Source organism: Streptomyces thermospinosisporus (assembly GCF_039526425.1).
GTDB classification, from domain to species: Bacteria; Actinomycetota; Actinomycetes; order Streptomycetales; family Streptomycetaceae; genus Streptomyces; species Streptomyces thermocarboxydovorans.
The window spans coordinates 27394-46167 of record NZ_BAAAIZ010000118.1; the positions used below are offsets into that span (position 1 = coordinate 27394).

The window sequence follows — 18774 nt, forward strand, 5'->3', positions numbered from 1 at the left end:
CGGACCCACGGGTACGGGTGACAGAGCCGTTGGCCGCAGGGATCAGACCCGGATCTCCCGCACGACGACCGAGCGCGCCTTGCCTTCCGACGTGTCGTACGCGATCTCCCGTCCGGCGGGCTGCCACATCAGCGCATGACCGAGGGGAGACGACGGGGAGACGATCTCCGCCTCCTCGGTGGGCAGTTCGGCGACGGTGTACAGCGTGTCCTTGTCGAGCACACCGTCGAACTCCAGGACCAGCAACGCGCCCGGCACCACGACGTCCGGGACGCCCGGTCCGCGCCCGACACTGACCGCGTCGAGGAACCTCCGCAGGTAGGCGAGCCGCTTCGTGCGCCGGTCGCGCTGGTCCGCGTGGGCCTTTCTCAGGAACATGAGCTGCGCCCGATCCGTCCCCTCGGGGATCTCTTGCGGAGCGTCCAGGGCAGCCTGCAGCTGCTGCACCTCGCGGACCAGCCGCTGGAAGGCCGCGGCGGGGATCTGCCGGACCGGCAGTGAGCGCCCGGCGACCGGGGCGGGCGCCGGCTCGGGCTCCGGCTCGGGGGCTGGCGTGGGCGCCGGCTTGCGCTCCGACTTGGGCGCCGGCGCAGGCTTCGGCTCGGGCGCTGGCTTGCGCTCCGGCTTGGGGTCCGGCTCGGGCGCCGCTGCAGGCTCCGGCTTGCGCGCCTGCTCGGGCTTCGACGGCCCGGTCGTCTCCGCATCGGCTCCGGTGACGGCCCGTTCAGCCGGGCGTACCGTGGCCGGCTTCGCCGCCGCGGGCGTCGGTTCCTCAGCCGGAGCGCGGAGCGCCTCACGCGGATCCGAGGGCGGGGGCACGGGCGCCGGGCCGGGAACGGCGCTACCGGTCGCCCCTTCCGCACCGTCTGTCTCTGTCTCTGTTTCCGCGCCTCCCTCACCGAGCGGCTCCGCCTCCTGCCGCACCGGTTCGATGCCCAGGCGGTCCAGCTCCGCCCAGAGCGGGGCCAGCGCCTGCTCACGGTCGAGATGGAAGCGGCTGCCCCGGATCCGGACGAACGTCCAGTCGACCCGCTCCAGGTCGCGCTGTCTGGCCGCCGCGGTGGCGGCGTCCTCACCTTCGGCGAAGTCATGTCCGTCGCAGGCGACCGCGAGCCGGCGCGTGCCGCCCTCCACGACCAGGTCGAGGGTGTGACGGCCCACCTTGTATCCCGGGCGGACCCGGTAGCCGCGCGCCGTCAGCTCCAGGTACACCTGCTGCTGGAACAGGTTGTCGAACGCTTCGTGCCTGACGTCGGGCAGGACGTCGCCTTCGACCGCGGCGATGTCCTCCTCGGCGGGTCTGGTGAGGTGGTCGAGCCACCGCCGGCGCAGATCGTTCTCATGGAACTGCTCGGGGCGCGCGCTGTGGAACACCCACACCTGGTCCTGGGCGCGGGAGGCCGCGACGTTGATCCGCTGCTCGTAGGTCTTTCCGTTGAAGCCGCCGGGGACGGTTCCGGCGGCGGTGGACGGCGAGTTGACGCAGGAGATGAACATGACGTGGCGCTCGTCGCCCTGGAAGTCCTCGGCGTCGCCGACCCGGATGCGCCGCTCCTCGCGCTGCTCGTAGTCGAGACGCTCGGCGAGCAGGTTCTCCAGCTCCGTCAGATGCCCCTTGCTGGCACGCAGGCTGATGACGCCCATGGTCTTCCCGTCGTAGGCGGGGTCGGCGCAGCAGCGCACGATCGCGTCGACGAGGGCCTCGGCCTCGGCGGTGTTGGTCAGCCGGGAGTTCGCGCCGAGGGCTTCGCCGTGCTCGACGTGGACGGTGCGGACGGGCGGCAGCCGGTCCGCACCGTACTGCCGGAGGGGCAGCAACTGGCCGTTGTAACAGAGGTCGTTGGAGAAGGAGATGATCTCCGGCATGCACCGGAAGTGCTCCTTGAGCATGAGGGTGCCCCGGCCCGCGGAGAGCGCTTCGGTGAGATCGAAGAAGCTCGAGTCGGGGCCGAACAGGCTGCGCACGTCCGGTTCCAGCGCGGTGAGCAGCCGGTCCCTGAGGTGGAAGTACGCGTCCTGCTTGAGTCCGACGTTGGACGGGCTGACCTGCTTGCTGTCGCCCACGACCACCATGCGGTCGGCGAGCCAGCTCAGCAGCATGGCCTCGAGGCCGGACTGGCTGGCCTCGTCGACGATGACGACATCGAACATGCCGGGCCGGTCCATGGGCACCGTCTCGGCCACCTGGTGCAGCGGCATGATCCAGGCCGGCACCGCAGTCTGTGCCTTGCTGAGGGCGGCCTGCGCGTCGCGCCGGTAGCGGTGCTGGTACTTGCCCTTGATACGCCGGGCGGCCTGCTGGTAGGCGCTGAGCGCCCGGGACTGGTCGCCGGTGAGCAGACCGAGGCAGCGGTGCCAGGCCCTGGCGGCGGCGAGCCGCGCGAGCACGATGCGTGCCTCGTCGTCGGCCTCCGTCAGCCGCCTGCGCAGCAGGCGTTCGGCCTCCGGGTCGGTCAGTCGCTCCATGCGCTCACGCCATGCGGACCAGGCCCACGCCTGGGCGAGCGAGGGCAGCCGGGTGTCCCAGGCGGTGTCCTGGTGCGTGCTGGTGATCCGCTCGGCGAGGGCCGGGAAGGCCTCGCGGACACGGGTGAGCGCCGCGTCGTGTTCGGCCCGCAGCCGGGCGGCTTCCCTTACCTCGGCCATCTCGTCACTGAAGGAGCGGTAGCCGTCGGGGTCCTGCTCGCGCACGGCTTCCAGGGCGCGCAGCACCGCGGGGGCGACGCCCGGCCGGTCGCTCCAGGTCCGCAGCAGTTCCTCGGTGCCGGCGACTGCCTTGCGGGACTGTTCGGCCGCGCGCAGGGTGGTCGCGGCGCGCAGCAGGGTGCGCGCGGCATTCTCGACGGATGCGTCGTGCCAGGGGGCGACGGCGAGTGCCGGTGAGGTGGCCGCGGCGGTCAGGACGTCGGTGCGCGTGGCGGCGACGGCGAGCAGCGCGTCGAGCACCTCGGCCTCCTGGCGCAGCCGGGCCAGGCGCGGCCCGTGTCCGTGCCAGGGGGCGACGGGGGTGCTGCCCCACTCGGTCTCGACCTGGGCCAGGCGCAGTTCGAGCTGGACTCGGGCGAGAACGACGGCTGCGGTGGCGGGGTCCTCCGGGGCCCGTCCGTCCACTCGTACACTCTCCGCGAACGGGCCGACCGCCTTGGCCAGTTTGGACCGCATCCCGAGCGGGCCGCGCAGTTTCTGGCCCTGGCTGAGCCCGTCGTGCAGGGCGGTGGCCTGGGCCAGTGCCGTGGCGGGGCCGTACTGCTCCAGGCCGCTGACCATGGCCGTGCCCAGTGTGGCCAGCAGGGCGTCGGCCGCCGCGAGGGTCTCGGTCACGGCGGACCGGCGGCTGCGTGCCTGCCAGTCCTGGCCCTCGGTCACCTCCTTCAGAAGTGCCGTGGCCCAGGATCCGGCCGAGGCGGCGAGGGCCGCGGCACGGGCACGGGCGGCGGAGAAGGAGTCCAGGGCCGAGGACAGCCGGTGCTGTTCGGTCTCGCTGAGGCTCCGTACGGCGTCGTCGTACTGCGCGCACAGGGGATCCTGCCGCGCGGCCGCGTGCGCCTCCTCGGCCGACCGCACGATCCGCACCGCTTCCTCGAACTCACCGGGGCCCAGCAGTTCGGCGGGGCCGGGCACCTCGGCGGCCAGGGCCTGATGGTGCGGTGTGTAGGCACGGGCGGCGTGCAGCAGCCGCAGCGCCTCCTCGGCGCTCAGGTTCGGCTGTTCCTGCGGGACCGGGCCGAGCCAGCCGTGTTGTTCCGCTTCCGCGGTGAGGCGCTCGGCGATCTCCTGGAGGCTGCCGCTGTAGTCGCCGATCTCCGCGTCGAAGCGGTGGGTCTCCTGCTCACGCAGTACGGCGAGGTCGCGCAGCAGGGCCTGCTGGGCGGCACGTGCCTTGGCCAGGCGGGCCTGGAGCGTCTGGATCTGCTTCCGGGAGGCCTTCTCGTCGTAGCCGGCGTACTCGCTGAGGATTCTGTGCACGGACGCGTCGAGCTCGCGCTGGGCGGCCGCGCCGTCCTCGGTGCGGCTCACGCACAGGTCACGAATGGACTCCGGCAGCTTGTCCCGCAGCACACGCAGGGCGCGTGAGGTGTGGCTGGTGATGAGGACCCGCTTGCCCTGCGCGAGCAGGTCCGTGACCAGGTTGGCGATGGTGTGGGTCTTGCCGGTGCCGGGCGGCCCCTGTACGACGACGAGCCGGTTCGCGCGCAGGCGTTCGGCAATGGTGCGCTGTTCCTCATTGGCGGGCAGCGCGAAGTACAGCTCGTCGCTGTGCGGCGCGCCGTCCTCCTCCGCCGCCGCGAGGTCGGCCGCGGTGAGCGCGCCGTCCCGGCCGGCGATGTAGCTGAGCAGTTCGGTGGGCGGCGTGCCCGCGTCGATCTGCCGGGCGATGTTCTTGAGGGCGTCCATGGTGGAGCGGCGGCTGCGCTCCCGCAGGACGAGTGCGGGTGTGAGTCCCACCTGGGGGACTTCGAGGCTGCGCGGGCTGACGCGCTCCAGGGTCGGTGAGTAACCGCCCGCGCTGTGTGCGGCGTTCACCCAGCTGCGCAGGGCGGTGTGGACGGCGTCGAGGTGTGCGGGGTCTGTCACGTCCGAGGCGCTTTCCAGTACCTCGACGATCCCGTCCCGTACCGTGCCCGGAACATGCTGGGCGCCGTCGAGCATGCCCTCTTCGAGTTCCAGGCCCGCCCCGGTCGGGTCCGGGGCGGCGGTGAGCGTGCCGGTGGACGGGTCGAGCCGGAGGGTGGCCCGGTGGGTGATCAGGTGCCGTTCCACCCGCTGGCCCGACGGCGTCTGCCAGGTCAGCCGGCCGAGACCGAGGACCAGTTCATAGGCCTCGCCGAGGTTGGCGGCGTCCTCGTGCATCTTGTGCAGCCGGTCGTACAGCCGCACGAGGGGGTCGATCGCGCGGCGCCGCTCGGCCCAGGCGAGCCATCGCTGTTCCCATGCGGCGTACAGCTTCTCGATCTTCTCGCGCTGCGGGTGCTCGTCGAGCTGGTCGTACGTCTTGTCGAGCGGGATGCCCTGCGACCAGTCGGGGAACTCCGGTTCGATGCGCCGGCGCAGTAGCGGGGCGCGGCTCTGCTTGAAGTCACGGATGCGGTTGCCGTCCACCCAGGGGGCGAGCAGGGGTTCGGGCTGCGGCGCGTCCTCGCGTTCGGGGCGGGCGACGGTCAGCCAGGCCCGCTCGTCGGTGTCGAGTGCGCCGTCGATCATCACGTCGACGCCGTCGTCGTCCGGCAGTTCGTCGAACCACACGGTGCCGGCCGCGCCGTCGAGGGTGCGCACGGGGCGGGTCTTGGACTCCTCCGCCTCGGCGAGGAAGCGGAAGATCTGCCGCACGCGTGCGGCGTCGAGTTCGTCCGCGGACAGCTGCGGCTGGGGTTGCGGCGTGGCCCGCCGCACGGGGGCGGCCGGCTGGGCGGGGACGGCGTCGAGCCTTCTGACGGTGGTGTCGTCAAGGCCGCCCGAGCGCTCGGTCTCTGAGCTCCCGTCCGCCGGCCCGGACGCGGCACCAGCGACCGTATTCGCGCCGAGGGCGGCCGCCGCCGTGGTGAAGGTGACACTCGGCCGGTCGTGCTCGGCCGGGAACCGGACCTCGATGTCGAGGTCGCCGGCGGTGCCCGCCGGAATGCTGTAGGCACACGTCGCGGACGCCCTGCGTCCCGGGCGCAAGGTGCCCGCCAGCTCGCCGTCGAGGACGTCGCCGCGGTGTTCGCGCACCTGGCGGCCGGTCTTGCCGTACGGCCCGCCGCGCACCAGCAGGGTGATGCCCTCCATGCCGACGGGCCTGCCGCTGCCGTTGCTCAGGTGCAGGGTGCAGCACACCACGTCGTCGCCCGGCCGGTATCCGTGGCAGTCGTCGGGGTCGGCCAGTTCGTAGGGCACGACGTCGTCCACCCGCACGTACAGACCGTCGTCGTACTGGTACACCGAACCGACCGGCCGCACATCCTCGACCGGCCCGAACTGGCTCTGGCTCACACGCCACCCCCACTGCTGCTGACGGCCATCCGGTGGCCCGTCCACGTTCATCGCGCCCGGCCGCCTCAAGCCGGCCACAAGGCATCCCACCCCCAGCGCGCGACAGCTTGAGTGTGAACTGAGCACACGCGGCGAGCCTAGCAGCAAACCCGACACTTCATTCCTCTCGCGAAACTCACTGTCACTTATCGCCACCGATGAGCGATCCGTCCGCATCTTCCCCACACTCCGGACGCCGTCACGCACGACCATCGCGAACGAAACACGTTGACTCAGTTCACACTTACACGGCAGGATGCCTCCCGTGTCACATCGTCTGGCGTGACACGGCTCCCGGAGGAAGGTGATCGCACCCATGCAGATGCAAGTGGTCGACGTCTCGCCCCAGTTGGCGGCGGAGTGGCTCACGCACAACACCAGGAACCGGCCGCTGAGCCGAGGCACGGTCCAGCATCTGGCCGCCCAGATCCAGCGTGGCGAGTGGCAGTTGACCCACCAGGGCATCGCCTTCGACGAGGACGGTGCGCTCATCGACGGGCAGCACCGCCTGGCCGCCGTCGTCAAGGCCGGCGTCACCGTGCCGATGACCGTCACCCACGGAGTACCGCGCTCGGCGTTCACCGTGATGGACACGGGCCGTAAACGCACCGGTCGCGACGCTCTCGCGCTCGCCGGTGAGAGCAACTCGACCCATCTGGCGGCCGCCCTGCGAGGACTGCACCTGTACCTGAACGCCCCCAACTCCTCGTGGAGTGGCGGATCCTCGGTCACGAGCAACGACCAGCTGCTGGCCCTGCTCGCCGAGCACCCCGGGATCCGCGACGCCCTGCACCACGGCATCGCGATGAACCGCGGGTGCCGCATCACCGTCACCGCTGCGACGATCGGCTGGTACGTCACCACCGCGGCCCGGCCCGACGTCGATCAGTCGGCGTGGGAGGAAGGGGTCGTCACCGGCGCACGCCTGGAGCCGGGCGACCCGCGTCTGACCCTGCGCAACACCATGCTCAACCTGGCCCTGGGCAACGCACATCGTCGCCGCGACGACTCGCGCGAGCACCTCCACTACTACCTCAAGGCGTGGAACGCCTGGGTCGAGGGCCGCAGCATCAAGCTGCTGCGCCGCTCCCCCAACGAGACGATGCCGCGCATCTCCCGCCGCCCGGTCCCGACATCTGCCCACAAGTCCGCCTGAAAAGTCTTAGATTCAGACTGCCGCTGCTAGGAAAGGAGGCGCATGCGCGCCCAGGAAATCACCTTCCTCAAGCTGATCCAGGGGGACAAACAGTTCCAGGTGCCGCTCTACCAGCGCACGTACAGCTGGGGCCGGGAGCAGCTCCAGCGGCTGTGGGAGGACGTCGGGGAACTCGTCGAACAGCATCTGGCGGGCGAGACGGCGGCCCCGCACTTCCTCGGTTCGGTGGTGCTCGCGCCGGGCCAGCTCCAGGCGGGCGGTGTGCAGAGGTGGCTGGTGGTGGACGGACAGCAGCGGCTGACCACGCTGATGCTGGCCTTCGCAGCGCTTCGTGACCATCTGAAGGAGATGGGTGACACGCGCGGCGTGGACCGGGTGCACCGCCAGATTCTGGTCAATGAGTTCCACGAGGGCGCGGACCACTACCGGTTGCTGCCCACCCAGGCGGACCGTGAGGCGTTCACCGCCTGCGTCCAGTCCCGCGCCGACGCCGGTGGCAGCGACAACATCGGCGCCGCCTACCGGTTCTTCCGCGGGGTGCTCGCCGAAGTCCATGAGGCGGGCGACGAGCGCTGGCCGGCCGCGGTCGAGACGGTGCTCAAGGATCTGCTGTCGATCGTGGAGATCACGGCCGAGCCCGGCGACAACGTCTACCGGATCTTCGAGTCCATCAACAACACCGGGGTGGGGCTCAGTCAGAGCGACCTCCTGCGCAACTACGTGTTCATGCTGCTGCCCAAGCGAGGCGAGCGGATCTACCAGGAACTGTGGCTGCCCATGCAGCAGAGCCTTGGTCCGAAGAACCTCGAACTGCTGGTGTGGCTGGACCTGGTGGTGCGCGGCCACTACAAGACCAAGCAGAGCGAGATCTACCGCGAGCAGCAGAAGCGGCTGCAGCCGCTGGCCGGCGACGAGGACGCCCTGCAGCGCGAGATCGAGCAACTGGCCGAACGGGCCGGCAGGTTCCTGCGCATCGTCGACCCGGCGCGTGAGCAGTGCCCCGCCCTTCGCACTGCCCTGGAGCGCCTCGCCTCTTGGGGTGGCCAGACGCACTATCCGCTCGCGCTGCATCTGCTCGACCTCGTCGCCGCCGGCAGGACTACGCCCGAGGACGCGGCGGAGGCGCTGGGGTATGTCGAGTCGTATCTGGTGCGGCGCCTGATCTGCCAGACTCCGACTAGCAACCTCAACCGGATCTTCATGGAGGCTCCGAAGGAGCTTGAGACCGACCGGCCCGCCGCCGAGGCGGTGCGGCGGTTCCTCTCCGGCAGGCGTCGTCGCTGGCCGAGCGACGAGGAGCTGCGCGAGGCGATCCGCTCCAAGCCCTTCTACTGGAGCGGCCGTCCTCCGCAGCGCGCCTTCATCCTGCGCCGTCTGGAGGAGAGTTACGACGCCTCCGAGCCCGTCGACTTCGCCAAGGCGGCCCTCACTGTGGAGCACATCCTCCCGCAGCGCCCCGCTCCCCAGTGGTTCGCCCTCCTCGCTGAGGAGACGGAGGAAAACCAGACGCCGCAGGAGCTGCACGACCTGCTGGTGCACACACTGGGCAATCTGACACTGACGGGTGACAACGCCAAGTTGTCCAATCACCCCTTCGAGCGCAAGCAACAGATCTTCGACTCCAGTGCCCTGCGCATGAACCTGGAGATCGCCTCGGCGCAGCGCTGGGGCAAGGCGGAGATCCTGGCGCGGGCCGACCGGCTGGCCGAACGCGCGATCAAGCTGTGGCCCGGACCTATCGGCGGGGTCAAGCCGGCCGGTGAGGACTCTCCGGGCTGGGCCGAACTGCGTGCCGCGCTCGTCGCGATGCCGAGCGGGACGTGGACCACGTACGGCGATGTCGCCGAGCTGATCGGCAGCCACCCCGTGGCCGTGGGCGCCTACCTGGGCTCCAACCCGACGGTGTTCGGCGCTTACCGGGTCCTCACGGCGGAGGGCAGGATCTCGCCCTCCTTCCGCTGGGCGGAGGGCGAGGACCGGCCGGCACCGCAGGACCTGCTGACGAGCGAGGGAGTGCGCTTCGACTCCTGGGGCCGGGCACGTCGTTCACAACGCCTGAACGCCGCCGAGCTCGCCACCTTGCTGGGCAAGGACGTCGCACAGCAGGTGTCGTACGACCCTCTCCCCGAGGGTGAGGACCCGGCGGCGGCCGAACGCTTCCGATCGCAATTGAAACAGCACTGGCCGGAGGCGTACCCCGGCGTCCTCGCGGCCCTCGACTTCTGGCGCCGCCAGGGCGGTTACGTCACCTACGGCCGTTACGAGGAGACCAGCTGCTTCCCGATGCTGGACACCGGGACGAGCCGAAGCCCGCAGGTGCTCTGGCCGTTCGGGATCTACCCGGTGAGCGGTTCGATCGAGGTGGTCTTCCAGTACCTGAAGTCCCGCACGCCCTTCGACGACACGGAACAGCGCCGGGAGCTGCTGAACCGTCTGAACAAGATCGACGGCATCGACCTGCCCGAGGCGAAGCTGGAGCTGCGCCCGTCCTTCCCGGTCACCGTTTTCGCCCAGCACAGTGAGCGGATCTGCGAGGTGCTGGACTGGTTCGTGGGTGCGGCGGCGCTGGAGCTGGCACGACGGGCCTGAACGCGGCCGGACATGCCGGAACTGGGGGGAGATGAACATGGAACTCTTGACCGACCTTGTACTGGTTCGCAACGACGGGATCCGCAGAGACAAGACAGGGACCACGTGCTCCGGCGAAATCTCCCGGGCCAGCACCGTCGAGTGGGAACTAAGGATCCCCGGCCGCCCCACGCTGACGATCCACGACAGCCGTTGGCTGAACGGCGAGCGGGATCTGGTGCTCTACAAGCCCACGGTGGTCCCCGAAATGCCCGCCACCCTCTCGAATCTGCACAACAGGCTGCGTTCGGGCATCTCCGGCACCGAAAAGCGCGGGGAACTGCGGATCATGGTGTTCCCCACCTACGTGGACAAGCAGGGCAGGCCACGGATCTGGAAGTCGCTGACGACAGCCGGCCTGGCGAACCATGTGGGACTGCGCCATCTCAGAGCGCTGACCGCCCGAAAGGGAGTCTGGCTGGACAGAGCGTACGACCGGACCGGTCTGCCTCCGGTCAACCTGAAGAACCCACAGGGCGTGAAGCCTCTTCAGCACGCCTTGTTCTTTCCCGCGGACGATGACGAGACACCCGTGGCCGCCTTCGTCTGCTTCCGAGTCGCGCCCGTGCTGCGGCACATCGGCTGGCTGCCTCCGGACGATGAGTGAAGGAGGGGGTAACCCTCTGCAGGGGCGGTGACCAGGGCCAGGACGACAGCGCCGGCCACTAACGCTTCCTGCTGGACGGCTGCCGAGGGCCCGCCGCATGGCGGGCCCTGCCGTTGCTCATCGCCGTGCCACAGACGCGCCCCCTTGAACTCCCGTGTGCGCCCTCCCGTTTGACATGTCTCCGCCCCATACTCCCCGCAGTGAGCACGGCCTTGTCGTCTCGTAGGGCCGGGGGCTTGGGGGGGATGGCAATGGGCGACGCACGTCTTCAGTGGCTGCAGGAAGCCATATCCGCCTTCGGCGCCGCATGCAAGCGGAACCTCACGGGCCCCGGTGACCGCGAAGCAGCCATCCGCGGCCCTCTGGAACAACTGTTCCACACCATCGCCGCGCACCACGCGATGGACGAGGTCACCTGGCACCCGGAGACCCGTATCGCCCACCTTGGCGTGCGCCCCGACTACGCCGTACGCATCGACGAGAACGTGACGGGCTACATCGAGGTCAAACGGCCCGGCAAGAGTATCGATCCCGACTCCTTCACAGGTCACGACAAGAGGCAGTGGGAGCGGCTGCGCGACCTCCCCAACCTGCTCTACACCAACGGCACTCATTGGCGGATCTTCCAGTTCGGTGCGCAGGTCGGTGAGGAGGTCGTCCTGTCGGGTGCCCTGAAGAGCGCCGGGGAGAAGCTGAGAGCCGGTGATGTCGCCGCCTTCGACGCGCTCGCCAAGGGCGTGCTCTGCTGGGAGCCGCCGAAGATCCGGAGGGTCTCAGTACTCGTGCAGCACATCGCCCCGCTGTGCCGCCTGTTGCGGGAGGCCGTACGGGAACAGCTGCGGGCCGAGGCCGGGCTCGACGCTGCCGACTCCCCTGCGGACCGCACCTTCACCGGCCTCAGAAGCGACTGGCGCCGGCTCCTGTTCCCCACCGCGGACGACGCCACCTTCGCCGACGGCTACGCCCAGACGGTCACCTTCGCTCTGCTCCTCGCCCGAACGGAGAACATCCCGGTCACCGGCAGCAGCTTCCACGAGATCGGCCGTCGCCTCAACGCCGGCCACGCGCTGATGGGCAAAGCCCTCCAACTCCTCACCGACAACGTCAACGAGCGGTTCGAGGTGACCTTGAACCTCCTCGCCCGCACCGTCGCAGCCGTCGAGTGGGACATCATCCGCCAGGGCAACCGGGACGCCTACCTCCACCTCTACGAATCGTTCCTCTCCGTCTACGACGACACCCTCCGTCAGCGCAGCGGTTCCTACTACACCCCGCACCAGGTGGTGGAGGAGATGGTCCGCCTGGCCGAGGAAGTGCTGCGCACCCGCCTGGGCAAGGCCCGCGGCTACGGCGACGAGAGCGTGCACATCGTCGATCCCGCCATGGGCACCGGAACGTACCTGCACACCATCATCGAGCGGGTGGCCCGGCAGGCGGCCGAGCGGCATGGCGAGGCCATGGCACCCGACGCGATCGGCCGGCTCGCCGAGCGCCTGTACGGCTTCGAGCTCCAGATGGGCCCGTTCGCCGTCGCCGAACTCCGCACGGCCGACCTGCTGAAGAAGTACGGGGCCGAGCTGCCGCCCGGCGGCCTCAACCTCCACGTCACGGACACCCTCGACGACCCGTACGTCCAGGACGAGCAGCTCGCCTCCACCTACGCGGCCCTGTCGGTGTCACGCGCCCGCGCCAACCACGTCAAAGCCAACGTGCCCGTCACCGTCGTCATTTCGAACCCGCCGTACGACGACAAGGCCGAGAACCGGGGAGGCTGGGTCGAGAAGCGGGTGAAGGGCCAGGGCCGTCCTCCCCTGGACGACTTCCGGCATCCGGGCAACGGCCGTTACGAGCACGCGCTGAAGAACATGTACGTCTATTTCTGGCGCTGGGCCACCTGGAAGGTGTTCGATGCCCATGCGGACGACCGGCACGGCATCGTCTGCTTCATCACCCCGTCGGCGTTCGCCACCGGGCCCGCCGGGCGGGGCATGCGCGATTACCTGCGCCGGACGTGCGACGAGGGATGGGTCATCAACCTGTCGCCGGAGGGGCAGCGGTCGGATGTGGCCACCCGGGTGTTTCCGCACGTCGCCCAGCCGCTGTCCATCTGCATCTTCGTACGGCGCGCGGATCACGACTCCGACCTGCCAGCGCGCATCCATTACCGGGCGCTGCACGGGCGGCGGGCAGAGAAGTTCGAACAGCTTCGCCAGGTGCGGCTGGATGACGGCGGCTGGCGGAATGCGCACGCGCAGGGGGTGCGGCCCTTCACCCCGGCGACCTTGTCGGGGTGGGACGAGTATCCGGCGCTGGAGGACTTGTTTCCGTGGGGAAGTCTTGGCATCACGACCAACCGGTCGTGGGTGGCTTCTCCGTCCGCAGGCATTCTGCGGCGACGGTGGGCGCGGCTGGTCGGAGAGATCGATCCAGAGATCAAGGCACTGCTCTTCAAGGAGACACGAGACCGTCAACTCGGCAGCCGTCCCGCATGTTTACCGGGTTTCCCGCACTCTGACCGGACCATGCGTGACGAGGCCAACCCTCAGCCGCGCCTGCTGCGCATCGCATTGCGCAGTTTCGACCGCCAATGGCTCGTCGCCGACAACCGTGTACTCGATTTCCCGCGGCCGGAACTGTGGGCGTCCCTGCAGCCGATGCAGTTGTATCTCAACCAGCAGAGCAGCCATGAGATCAGCAGCGGTCCCGCGCTGGTCGCGACCGCGTTGCTGCCCGACACGCACCACTTCAATGGCCGTGGTGGGAGAGTGCACCCTGTTCTGCATCCGGACGGCACCGGGAATGTCCCCAGCGGGCTGCTCCGGTATCTGGCCGGCGCACTCGCTCTGTCCGAAGTGCCCGTGCACGACCTCGCGGCCTACGCTGTGGCCGTCGCCGGGCACGGCGCCTTCACGGAGCACTTCGCGGAGGAGCTGCTCACCCCGGGAGTCCGGTTGCCTCTGACCCGCGATCCGGACCTCTGGAAGGAGGCAGTCCGCATCGGCCACGAGTTCTTGTGGGCGGCGACCTACGGTGAGCACAGCCCGCCCGGCGGAGCGCCGGCTCCTGAAGAGGACGGCATCCGCTTCCCCCAGGGCGATCCTCGGCAGGTGCGCTACGTGACGAGGATAGGCACCGGCGTGCCCGACACCCTGTCGTACGACAAGGAGAACACCACGCTTCGGGTGGGCCAGGGCACCTTCACAGGAGTGCCGCCGGCCGTGTGGCACTACGACGTCGGCGGCATGCGCATCGTGAAGAAGTGGTTCGGCTACCGGAAGGCCTCCCCCACCAGCAGGAAGACCAGCCCGCTCGACGACCTGCACGTCACGTCGTGGCCTCTCGAGTGGACGGAGGAGCTGATCGACCTGTTGTCCGTCCTGCGGCGGCTCGTCGACCTGGCACCCGCGCAGCAGGCGCTCACCGCGAAGATCGTGAGTTCGCCGGTCATCACCGTGGCGGACCTCACCTCAGCGGGGGTTCTTCCTCCTCAAGCCGGAGCGAAGCGAGCACGGCGTCGTGTCGTCCTCGACTTCGGCCAGCCGGACGAGTCATGAGTGGCCGGTGCCACCCGCCTGCCCCGTGCGGACGTAGGACTCCGCCTGCTCCAAGGTCCACGTACCTTCCGCGAGCCTTTTCAGCGCGTGCCCGGCCAGACGGGGCGGCGCGCCCCGGGACACGGTATCGGCGAAGGAGGCCACCGCGCTCAGCCGGGTCGTCAGCTCGTCGCACTCCGCCTCGCGCAGGGCCGCCGCGCCGAGGGGGGTGAGCCGGAGCATGCCATCGCCGCCACCGCGCTGTTCGACCAGCCCGGCCCAGAGCAGGGTCGGCAAGGCATCCCGGACCTCGTCCGCGTCGAGGTCCCGGGCCGCGTAGGACTCGGGCGCTGTCTCGGGCGCCGGGAGGTTACACAGATCCAATTCCTGCAACAAGCGTTGCTGGAGCGGCGACAGCTCACCGCTGGGAACAAGCATGCCCCCCAGTATGGCGCGCGGCGCCCCAACGCCCCCGATACCGAAGAGCCGACACGAGGTTCCTGGACCCTTTCGGCGCCGAGGCACCGCGGGCAGTGAGCCGCTCAGTCGTCCGACTCGTCCTCGGAGCCGGCGGGGGTGGACGTCGGCAGCGCTTCCTCCTCCCGGAGCAGTTCGATCACGCCGATCGCGTCGTCGTCCTGCGCCAGGCCGGCGTCGTCGTGGTCGAGGTCGTCGGTCAGGCCGCCACCGGATTTCTCGATCAGGAAGCGTTCGCCGCGCCGCTGGACGTGGAACTTGTCGCGGATTCCCGTCGTGACCTCAGCGGTAGCCGCCGGGCTACTCGGTTCCGGAGTCTCCGGGGCCGGCAGTGCATGCGGGAACCGCTCTCACTTCGGCCTCTTCTTCGGTCCCGCCTTGCCGAATCCCGGCAGGGGACGTGCACCCTGCAACGAGTTCCTCGCCTTCTTGGCTCGCTGCGTCTTCCGCTTCCGGTCCGGCTGCTTCGCGGTCGCCGCCTTCTTCGCGTCGGACGCCTTCTTGCCACGGCGGCTCTTCCTCGGCTTGCGCGCAGGTGTGTCCGGCCGGCTGTCCAGCCAGCGGCGGGTGGTGGCCATCTCGGCGACCAGCTGGCTGCGTTGCGGTTCCGGCAGTCTGGTCAGCGCCTCTTCCGCCCTCGCCATGAGAGCCGCGGCATACCGGGGCCTGGGGCCGCGTCGTTGCCGTGCGTCGCGCAGGGCGTGCCGGATCTCCGTGTCGCGGAGGAGGGGGACACCGGCGCGTTGCGACTCCGGTTTGCGCCGGGGCGTCTGTGGGACCGGGCCGCCCTGGACATGCACGATGGTCTGGGGCATGGGCTCCGCGCTGTGCTGCTGGGCGAGCTGGCCGTCCGGGGTGAGCGGCAGCCGTGGCGGGGGCGTGCGGGACGGTACCCCGTACACGGCGAACGCCCGGTCCGTCTCACGCTGGCACCACCGCTTGAGTACCGCCGCCGACGCGGGCGTCCCGCATCCGACAGCGGTCATCACGTTGCCCAGGTAGGCCGGCGGTTCGTTCTCCCCGGTCCTGATCACTGCCGACAGCAGCGGACTCCCCTCACCATCCCCGGTTCGCTCCACAGCGATCAGCAGACCGACGCGGTCGGGGTCGGACAGCCTGAGCAGGTCGCGTCCGGCGGTCTTGGCCAGCGCCTCCCAGGTGGGCCGGGTCCGGAACCTCGCGGCGTTCAGCAGTGCCTCCCGCACCGCGCGCACCTGCTCCTCCCGAGACGCCGGCGTCCGCTCTCCCCCACGCCCGGCGCTCGCCCCGGCGGCCGGGCCCGCACCCGAACGGCGGCGCGGCTCGACTCCCGGAATCCGGAGCCCTTCAGGGGTCATCGCGCAGGCGTCCAGGGGCACCCAGTCGGTGCTGCGCCGGGGGTCCTCCGCCCTGAGCCGGATACGCCGTACGGCACCGTGCGTCTCGAAGCGGAAGCGGAGCAGGTATCCGTACGCATCGTACAGCTCCTCCATGGTCTCCGTTTGGGCCGTCCCCGGACCGAAGACCCAGTCCAGGGTGACCGCTTCGCCGGAGAGCCACCGGCTGGCCCGCTGCCACTCGGCGTGCGCGAGCCTGCTGAACTGGAATCGCACATGCTGCCGCCTGGTTGTGCCGACCCTGAAGTCGACGGCGTCGCCCGGACCGGATCCGAGATCGCGGGCGACGGCCCGCCACTTCAGCCTGTTACGTCCGGCCCATGCGGCGAGATCATCCTTGATGAAGAGGTGGTCCGCGCTCGCCGCACCGGTGGCCGTTCGATGGCAGGAGGTGTGGGGCCGGTGAGCGAAGTGGCAGACCTTGTCGCGGTACAGACGGTCCGACAGCTCGTTCCCGCAGCCACCGAGCTGGGTGCCGCACCAGTAGGTGTAGGCGGGGTGACGCCGGCGCCAGCGGGTCAGCTCGTCCGCGTCCGTGGGCAGGATGATCGCGCGTCCGGATTTTGGGCCTCCGATGACCGCCGTCTGCACGAGACGGCTGTCTGAACCGTTCACGAATTCCCCCGCCCCCGGGCCACGCGCGCGCCCGCCTGCCGAAGAGCGGGCGAGCGGCGATTGATCGGCACCAGTATGTCCTCCGTGCACTGAGTTCACAATAGGCGGAGGCAATCTCCGGACTTTCGGGCCGCGGCCGCGCGCCCGTGGCGTAGGTTCGGCAGTCGTCTGTGTCAGGGAAGGGGAAGGCTCATGCAGAAGGGCACACGGGAGTACGAGGACGCCCTGGAGGCCGTGATCGACATCCTGCGGTCACGGGCACGCCAGGGCGCGACGCCGTTGACGTACGGCGACCTCAGCGGCGAACTGGCGCGGCGCGGCCATCATGTCCCTGCCCACGAAGGGCCGATGCCGTATCTCTTGGAGGACGCCTCGGTCCAGGGAAGCCCGGACGGCTCGCTGCCGCTGCTGTCGGCCCTCGTGGTGCTGAAGGACACCGGCTGGCCGTCCACCGGCTTCTTCAAGCTCGCCCGGCGCGCACCGTACAAGCGGCCGGGCGACGACGTACTGCTGTGGACCCGGGAGATCGAGAAGCTGGCGGAGCACTACGCCACTCGTTGACCTTCTCTTTCAGCTGGCGGGGTGGATCTGCACCTCCGCCCATACCGTCTTGGTGAACGCGTCACGGATCGTCCATCCCCAGCGTTCGGCACAGGCCTGGACGAGGAGCAGTCCCCGGCCCGACGTCTCGTCGACGGGCTGCGCCGCCGGGCGGACCGGCAGGCGCTCGGGGCGGGTGTCGGTCACCTCGATACGGAGGGTGTGCGGCAGGAGGAGCAGAACGAGGCGGAAGTCACGGCCGGGGAGCCCACCGTGGCGGACGGCGTTGGCCGCGAGTTCGGCGGTGACGAGAGCGACGGCTCGGGCCGCGTCGGAGTCGTACGGGAGGCCCGTCCACTCGGTGAACTGCTGGACGGCGAGCTGCCGGGCCAGGCGGGCGCCGCGTCTGGTGCTGCTCAATCGCAGGGTCAGGTGGTGGTGGGTGGGGTCGGGTGCGGGAGTGGGGACCGACTGCGCCGCCTCGCCGGTGAGCTGATGTTGTGTCACGGGGTCAGGTTGAGCGGCGAGTGATCCGCTGACCAGGTACCTCGGCCGTACGTCGGTGGCGTCGTACGGGGTGGACCGGCCGTGCTCGGCTTCGCTGTACGGGTCTTGTACGGGTGCTGTACGGGTTGCGCTCGTGTCCCCTTCGCGGCAGGCCACGTTGAACATGACCCAGTGGGTGGATGTCGCAGCGGGTGCACTTCGGGGCGGAAGGGCGTGAGCGCGTGAAGGCGGTACAGGACGGGCGCAACGGGCGGGCATCGAGGACGAGGGAAGAGGCGCCGGATCGGCCGGGCGTGTGGTCGGCGTACGGCGCACTCCTCCAGCATCTGCGGAAGCGGGCCGGGCTGAACCAGCAGCAACTGGGTGACGCCATCGACTACTCACTGGAGCAGGTCGCCTCGGTCGAGCAGGGGCGGCGGCCGGCGAAGGCGGCGTTCACGCGGGCGGCGGACCGGGTGCTGGAGGCGGGGGGAGTTCTGGAGGTGCTCCAGGACGAGGTGGACCGGGCGAAACTGCCCCGGTTCTTCCGCAACTTCGCGGTCATCGAGGCGGATGCGGTCAGCCGCTGTGACTATGAGCCACTGCTCGTGCCGGGGCTGTTGCAGACGGAGGCGTACGCGCGGGCTGTGTTTTCCGGGCACTGCCCACCGCTGAGCGAGGAGATCATCGACCAACGTACGGAAGCGCGGCTCGGGCGGCAGAAGCTGTTGGATCGGGTACCGCTCACGGAGCTCTCCTTCATCATCAACGAGGAGGCGCTACGCGATCCGGTGGGGAGCCCCGAGGTCATGCGCGAACAGTGGCTACGCGTGCTCGAGGTAGGCGCGTTGCGGAACGTGGAGGTCCAGGTCGTACCCGCCTGCCGGGGCTTCCACCCCGGTAAGAACGGTGCGTTCGTGGTGGTGGAGACCCAGGATCACAAGCACCTCGGATACTTCGAGTCCCAGGGTGTCGGGTGCGTCGTCTCGGAGCCCACCGAGGTCAGTACCTTCGCCTTGCGATATGGCAAGCTGCGATCGCAGGCCTTGAACGTCGAGGAGTCTGCGCGACTCATCGAGCGGATGGTGGGAGAAACATGAGCGTGGAGCGGATGGCCGAGCACGTGGACGGGCTGCATTGGTTCAAGAGCAGCTACAGCGGATCCGACGGCGGCAACTGCGTGGAGGTGGCCGCAGGTCCGGACGGCGTGTACGTACGGGACTCCAAAGTCGCGGACGACGGACCGCTGCTGCGGGTCGGCCGGGATGGGTGGGCGGCGTTCGTGGCGCTCACGGCGGGATAGCGACAACCAGTACATCCAAGCGGAACAACGGGTTGGTTCGCGTC

General features: G+C 69.8%; 11 protein-coding genes. 7 read left to right on the forward strand and 4 right to left on the reverse strand.

Annotated features, from left to right (window positions below; all coding sequences use genetic code 11):
* Positions 1–42: 42 nt before the first annotated feature.
* A complete protein-coding gene (locus tag ABD207_RS29610) occupies positions 43–5970 on the reverse strand; it encodes an AAA domain-containing protein (protein ID WP_344016327.1) in 5928 nt (1975 codons plus the stop codon).
* A 355-nt stretch (positions 5971–6325) separates the two neighbouring features.
* Here ABD207_RS29610 and ABD207_RS29615 point away from each other — a divergent pair, with 355 nt between their 5' ends.
* The 4 genes from ABD207_RS29615 (at position 6326) to ABD207_RS29630 (ending at position 13954) form a co-directional block, all read left to right on the forward strand.
* Positions 6326–7165 (forward strand): hypothetical protein, encoded by an 840-nt coding sequence (locus ABD207_RS29615; protein WP_343999297.1) that lies wholly within the window; start codon positions 6326–6328, stop codon positions 7163–7165.
* Positions 7166–7207: 42 nt separating this feature from the next.
* Positions 7208–9754, forward strand: a complete 2547-nt coding sequence (locus ABD207_RS29620; protein ID WP_344016329.1) for a GmrSD restriction endonuclease domain-containing protein — start codon at positions 7208–7210, stop codon at positions 9752–9754.
* 37 nt (positions 9755–9791) lie between these two features.
* On the forward strand, positions 9792–10400 hold the full coding sequence (locus ABD207_RS29625; RefSeq protein WP_344016330.1) for a hypothetical protein: 609 nt from the start codon (positions 9792–9794) through the stop codon (positions 10398–10400).
* Between the two features lie 251 nt (positions 10401–10651).
* Positions 10652–13954, forward strand: coding sequence for a type ISP restriction/modification enzyme (locus tag ABD207_RS29630; protein WP_344016331.1), 3303 nt, complete (start codon positions 10652–10654; stop codon positions 13952–13954).
* On the opposite strand, the gene ABD207_RS29635 is transcribed toward ABD207_RS29630, so the two are convergent.
* A complete protein-coding gene (locus tag ABD207_RS29635) occupies positions 13949–14371 on the reverse strand; it encodes a hypothetical protein (RefSeq protein ID WP_344016333.1) in 423 nt (140 codons plus the stop codon). The two genes, ABD207_RS29630 and ABD207_RS29635, sit on opposite strands and share 6 nt — an antisense overlap.
* 389 nt (positions 14372–14760) lie before the next feature.
* On the reverse strand, positions 14761–16401 hold the full coding sequence (locus ABD207_RS29640) for a competence protein CoiA family protein (RefSeq protein WP_344016335.1): 1641 nt from the start codon (positions 16399–16401) through the stop codon (positions 14761–14763).
* Between the two features lie 192 nt (positions 16402–16593).
* Between ABD207_RS29640 and ABD207_RS29645 the strand changes: the two genes are divergently transcribed.
* Positions 16594–16962, forward strand: a complete 369-nt coding sequence (locus ABD207_RS29645; protein ID WP_344016336.1) for a hypothetical protein — start codon at positions 16594–16596, stop codon at positions 16960–16962.
* A gap of 9 nt (positions 16963–16971) precedes the next feature.
* Here the strand turns inward: ABD207_RS29645 and ABD207_RS29650 are convergent, their stop codons facing one another.
* Positions 16972–17448, reverse strand: a complete 477-nt coding sequence (locus tag ABD207_RS29650; RefSeq protein WP_425580866.1) for an ATP-binding protein — start codon at positions 17446–17448, stop codon at positions 16972–16974.
* A gap of 179 nt (positions 17449–17627) precedes the next feature.
* Here ABD207_RS29650 and ABD207_RS29655 point away from each other — a divergent pair, with 179 nt between their 5' ends.
* Positions 17628–18527, forward strand: coding sequence for a helix-turn-helix domain-containing protein (locus ABD207_RS29655; RefSeq protein WP_344016338.1), 900 nt, complete (start codon positions 17628–17630; stop codon positions 18525–18527).
* Complete coding sequence (locus ABD207_RS29660) at positions 18524–18730, forward strand: DUF397 domain-containing protein (RefSeq protein ID WP_344016339.1); 207 nt, start codon at positions 18524–18526, stop codon at positions 18728–18730. The genes ABD207_RS29655 and ABD207_RS29660 overlap by 4 nt, the downstream gene beginning before the upstream one ends.
* Positions 18731–18774: the final 44 nt, after the last annotated feature.

Coding starts and splice junctions, on each gene's coding strand:
- ABD207_RS29615 (WP_343999297.1), top strand. CDS start 6,326: ATGCAGATGCAAGTGGTCGACGTCTCGCCCCAGTTGGCGGCGGAGTGG.
- ABD207_RS29620 (WP_344016329.1), top strand. CDS start 7,208: ATGCGCGCCCAGGAAATCACCTTCCTCAAGCTGATCCAGGGGGACAAA.
- ABD207_RS29625 (WP_344016330.1), top strand. CDS start 9,792: ATGGAACTCTTGACCGACCTTGTACTGGTTCGCAACGACGGGATCCGC.
- ABD207_RS29630 (WP_344016331.1), top strand. CDS start 10,652: ATGGGCGACGCACGTCTTCAGTGGCTGCAGGAAGCCATATCCGCCTTC.
- ABD207_RS29635 (WP_344016333.1), bottom strand. CDS start 14,371: ATGCTTGTTCCCAGCGGTGAGCTGTCGCCGCTCCAGCAACGCTTGTTG.
- ABD207_RS29645 (WP_344016336.1), top strand. CDS start 16,594: ATGCAGAAGGGCACACGGGAGTACGAGGACGCCCTGGAGGCCGTGATC.
- ABD207_RS29655 (WP_344016338.1), top strand. CDS start 17,628: ATGTCGCAGCGGGTGCACTTCGGGGCGGAAGGGCGTGAGCGCGTGAAG.
- ABD207_RS29660 (WP_344016339.1), top strand. CDS start 18,524: ATGAGCGTGGAGCGGATGGCCGAGCACGTGGACGGGCTGCATTGGTTC.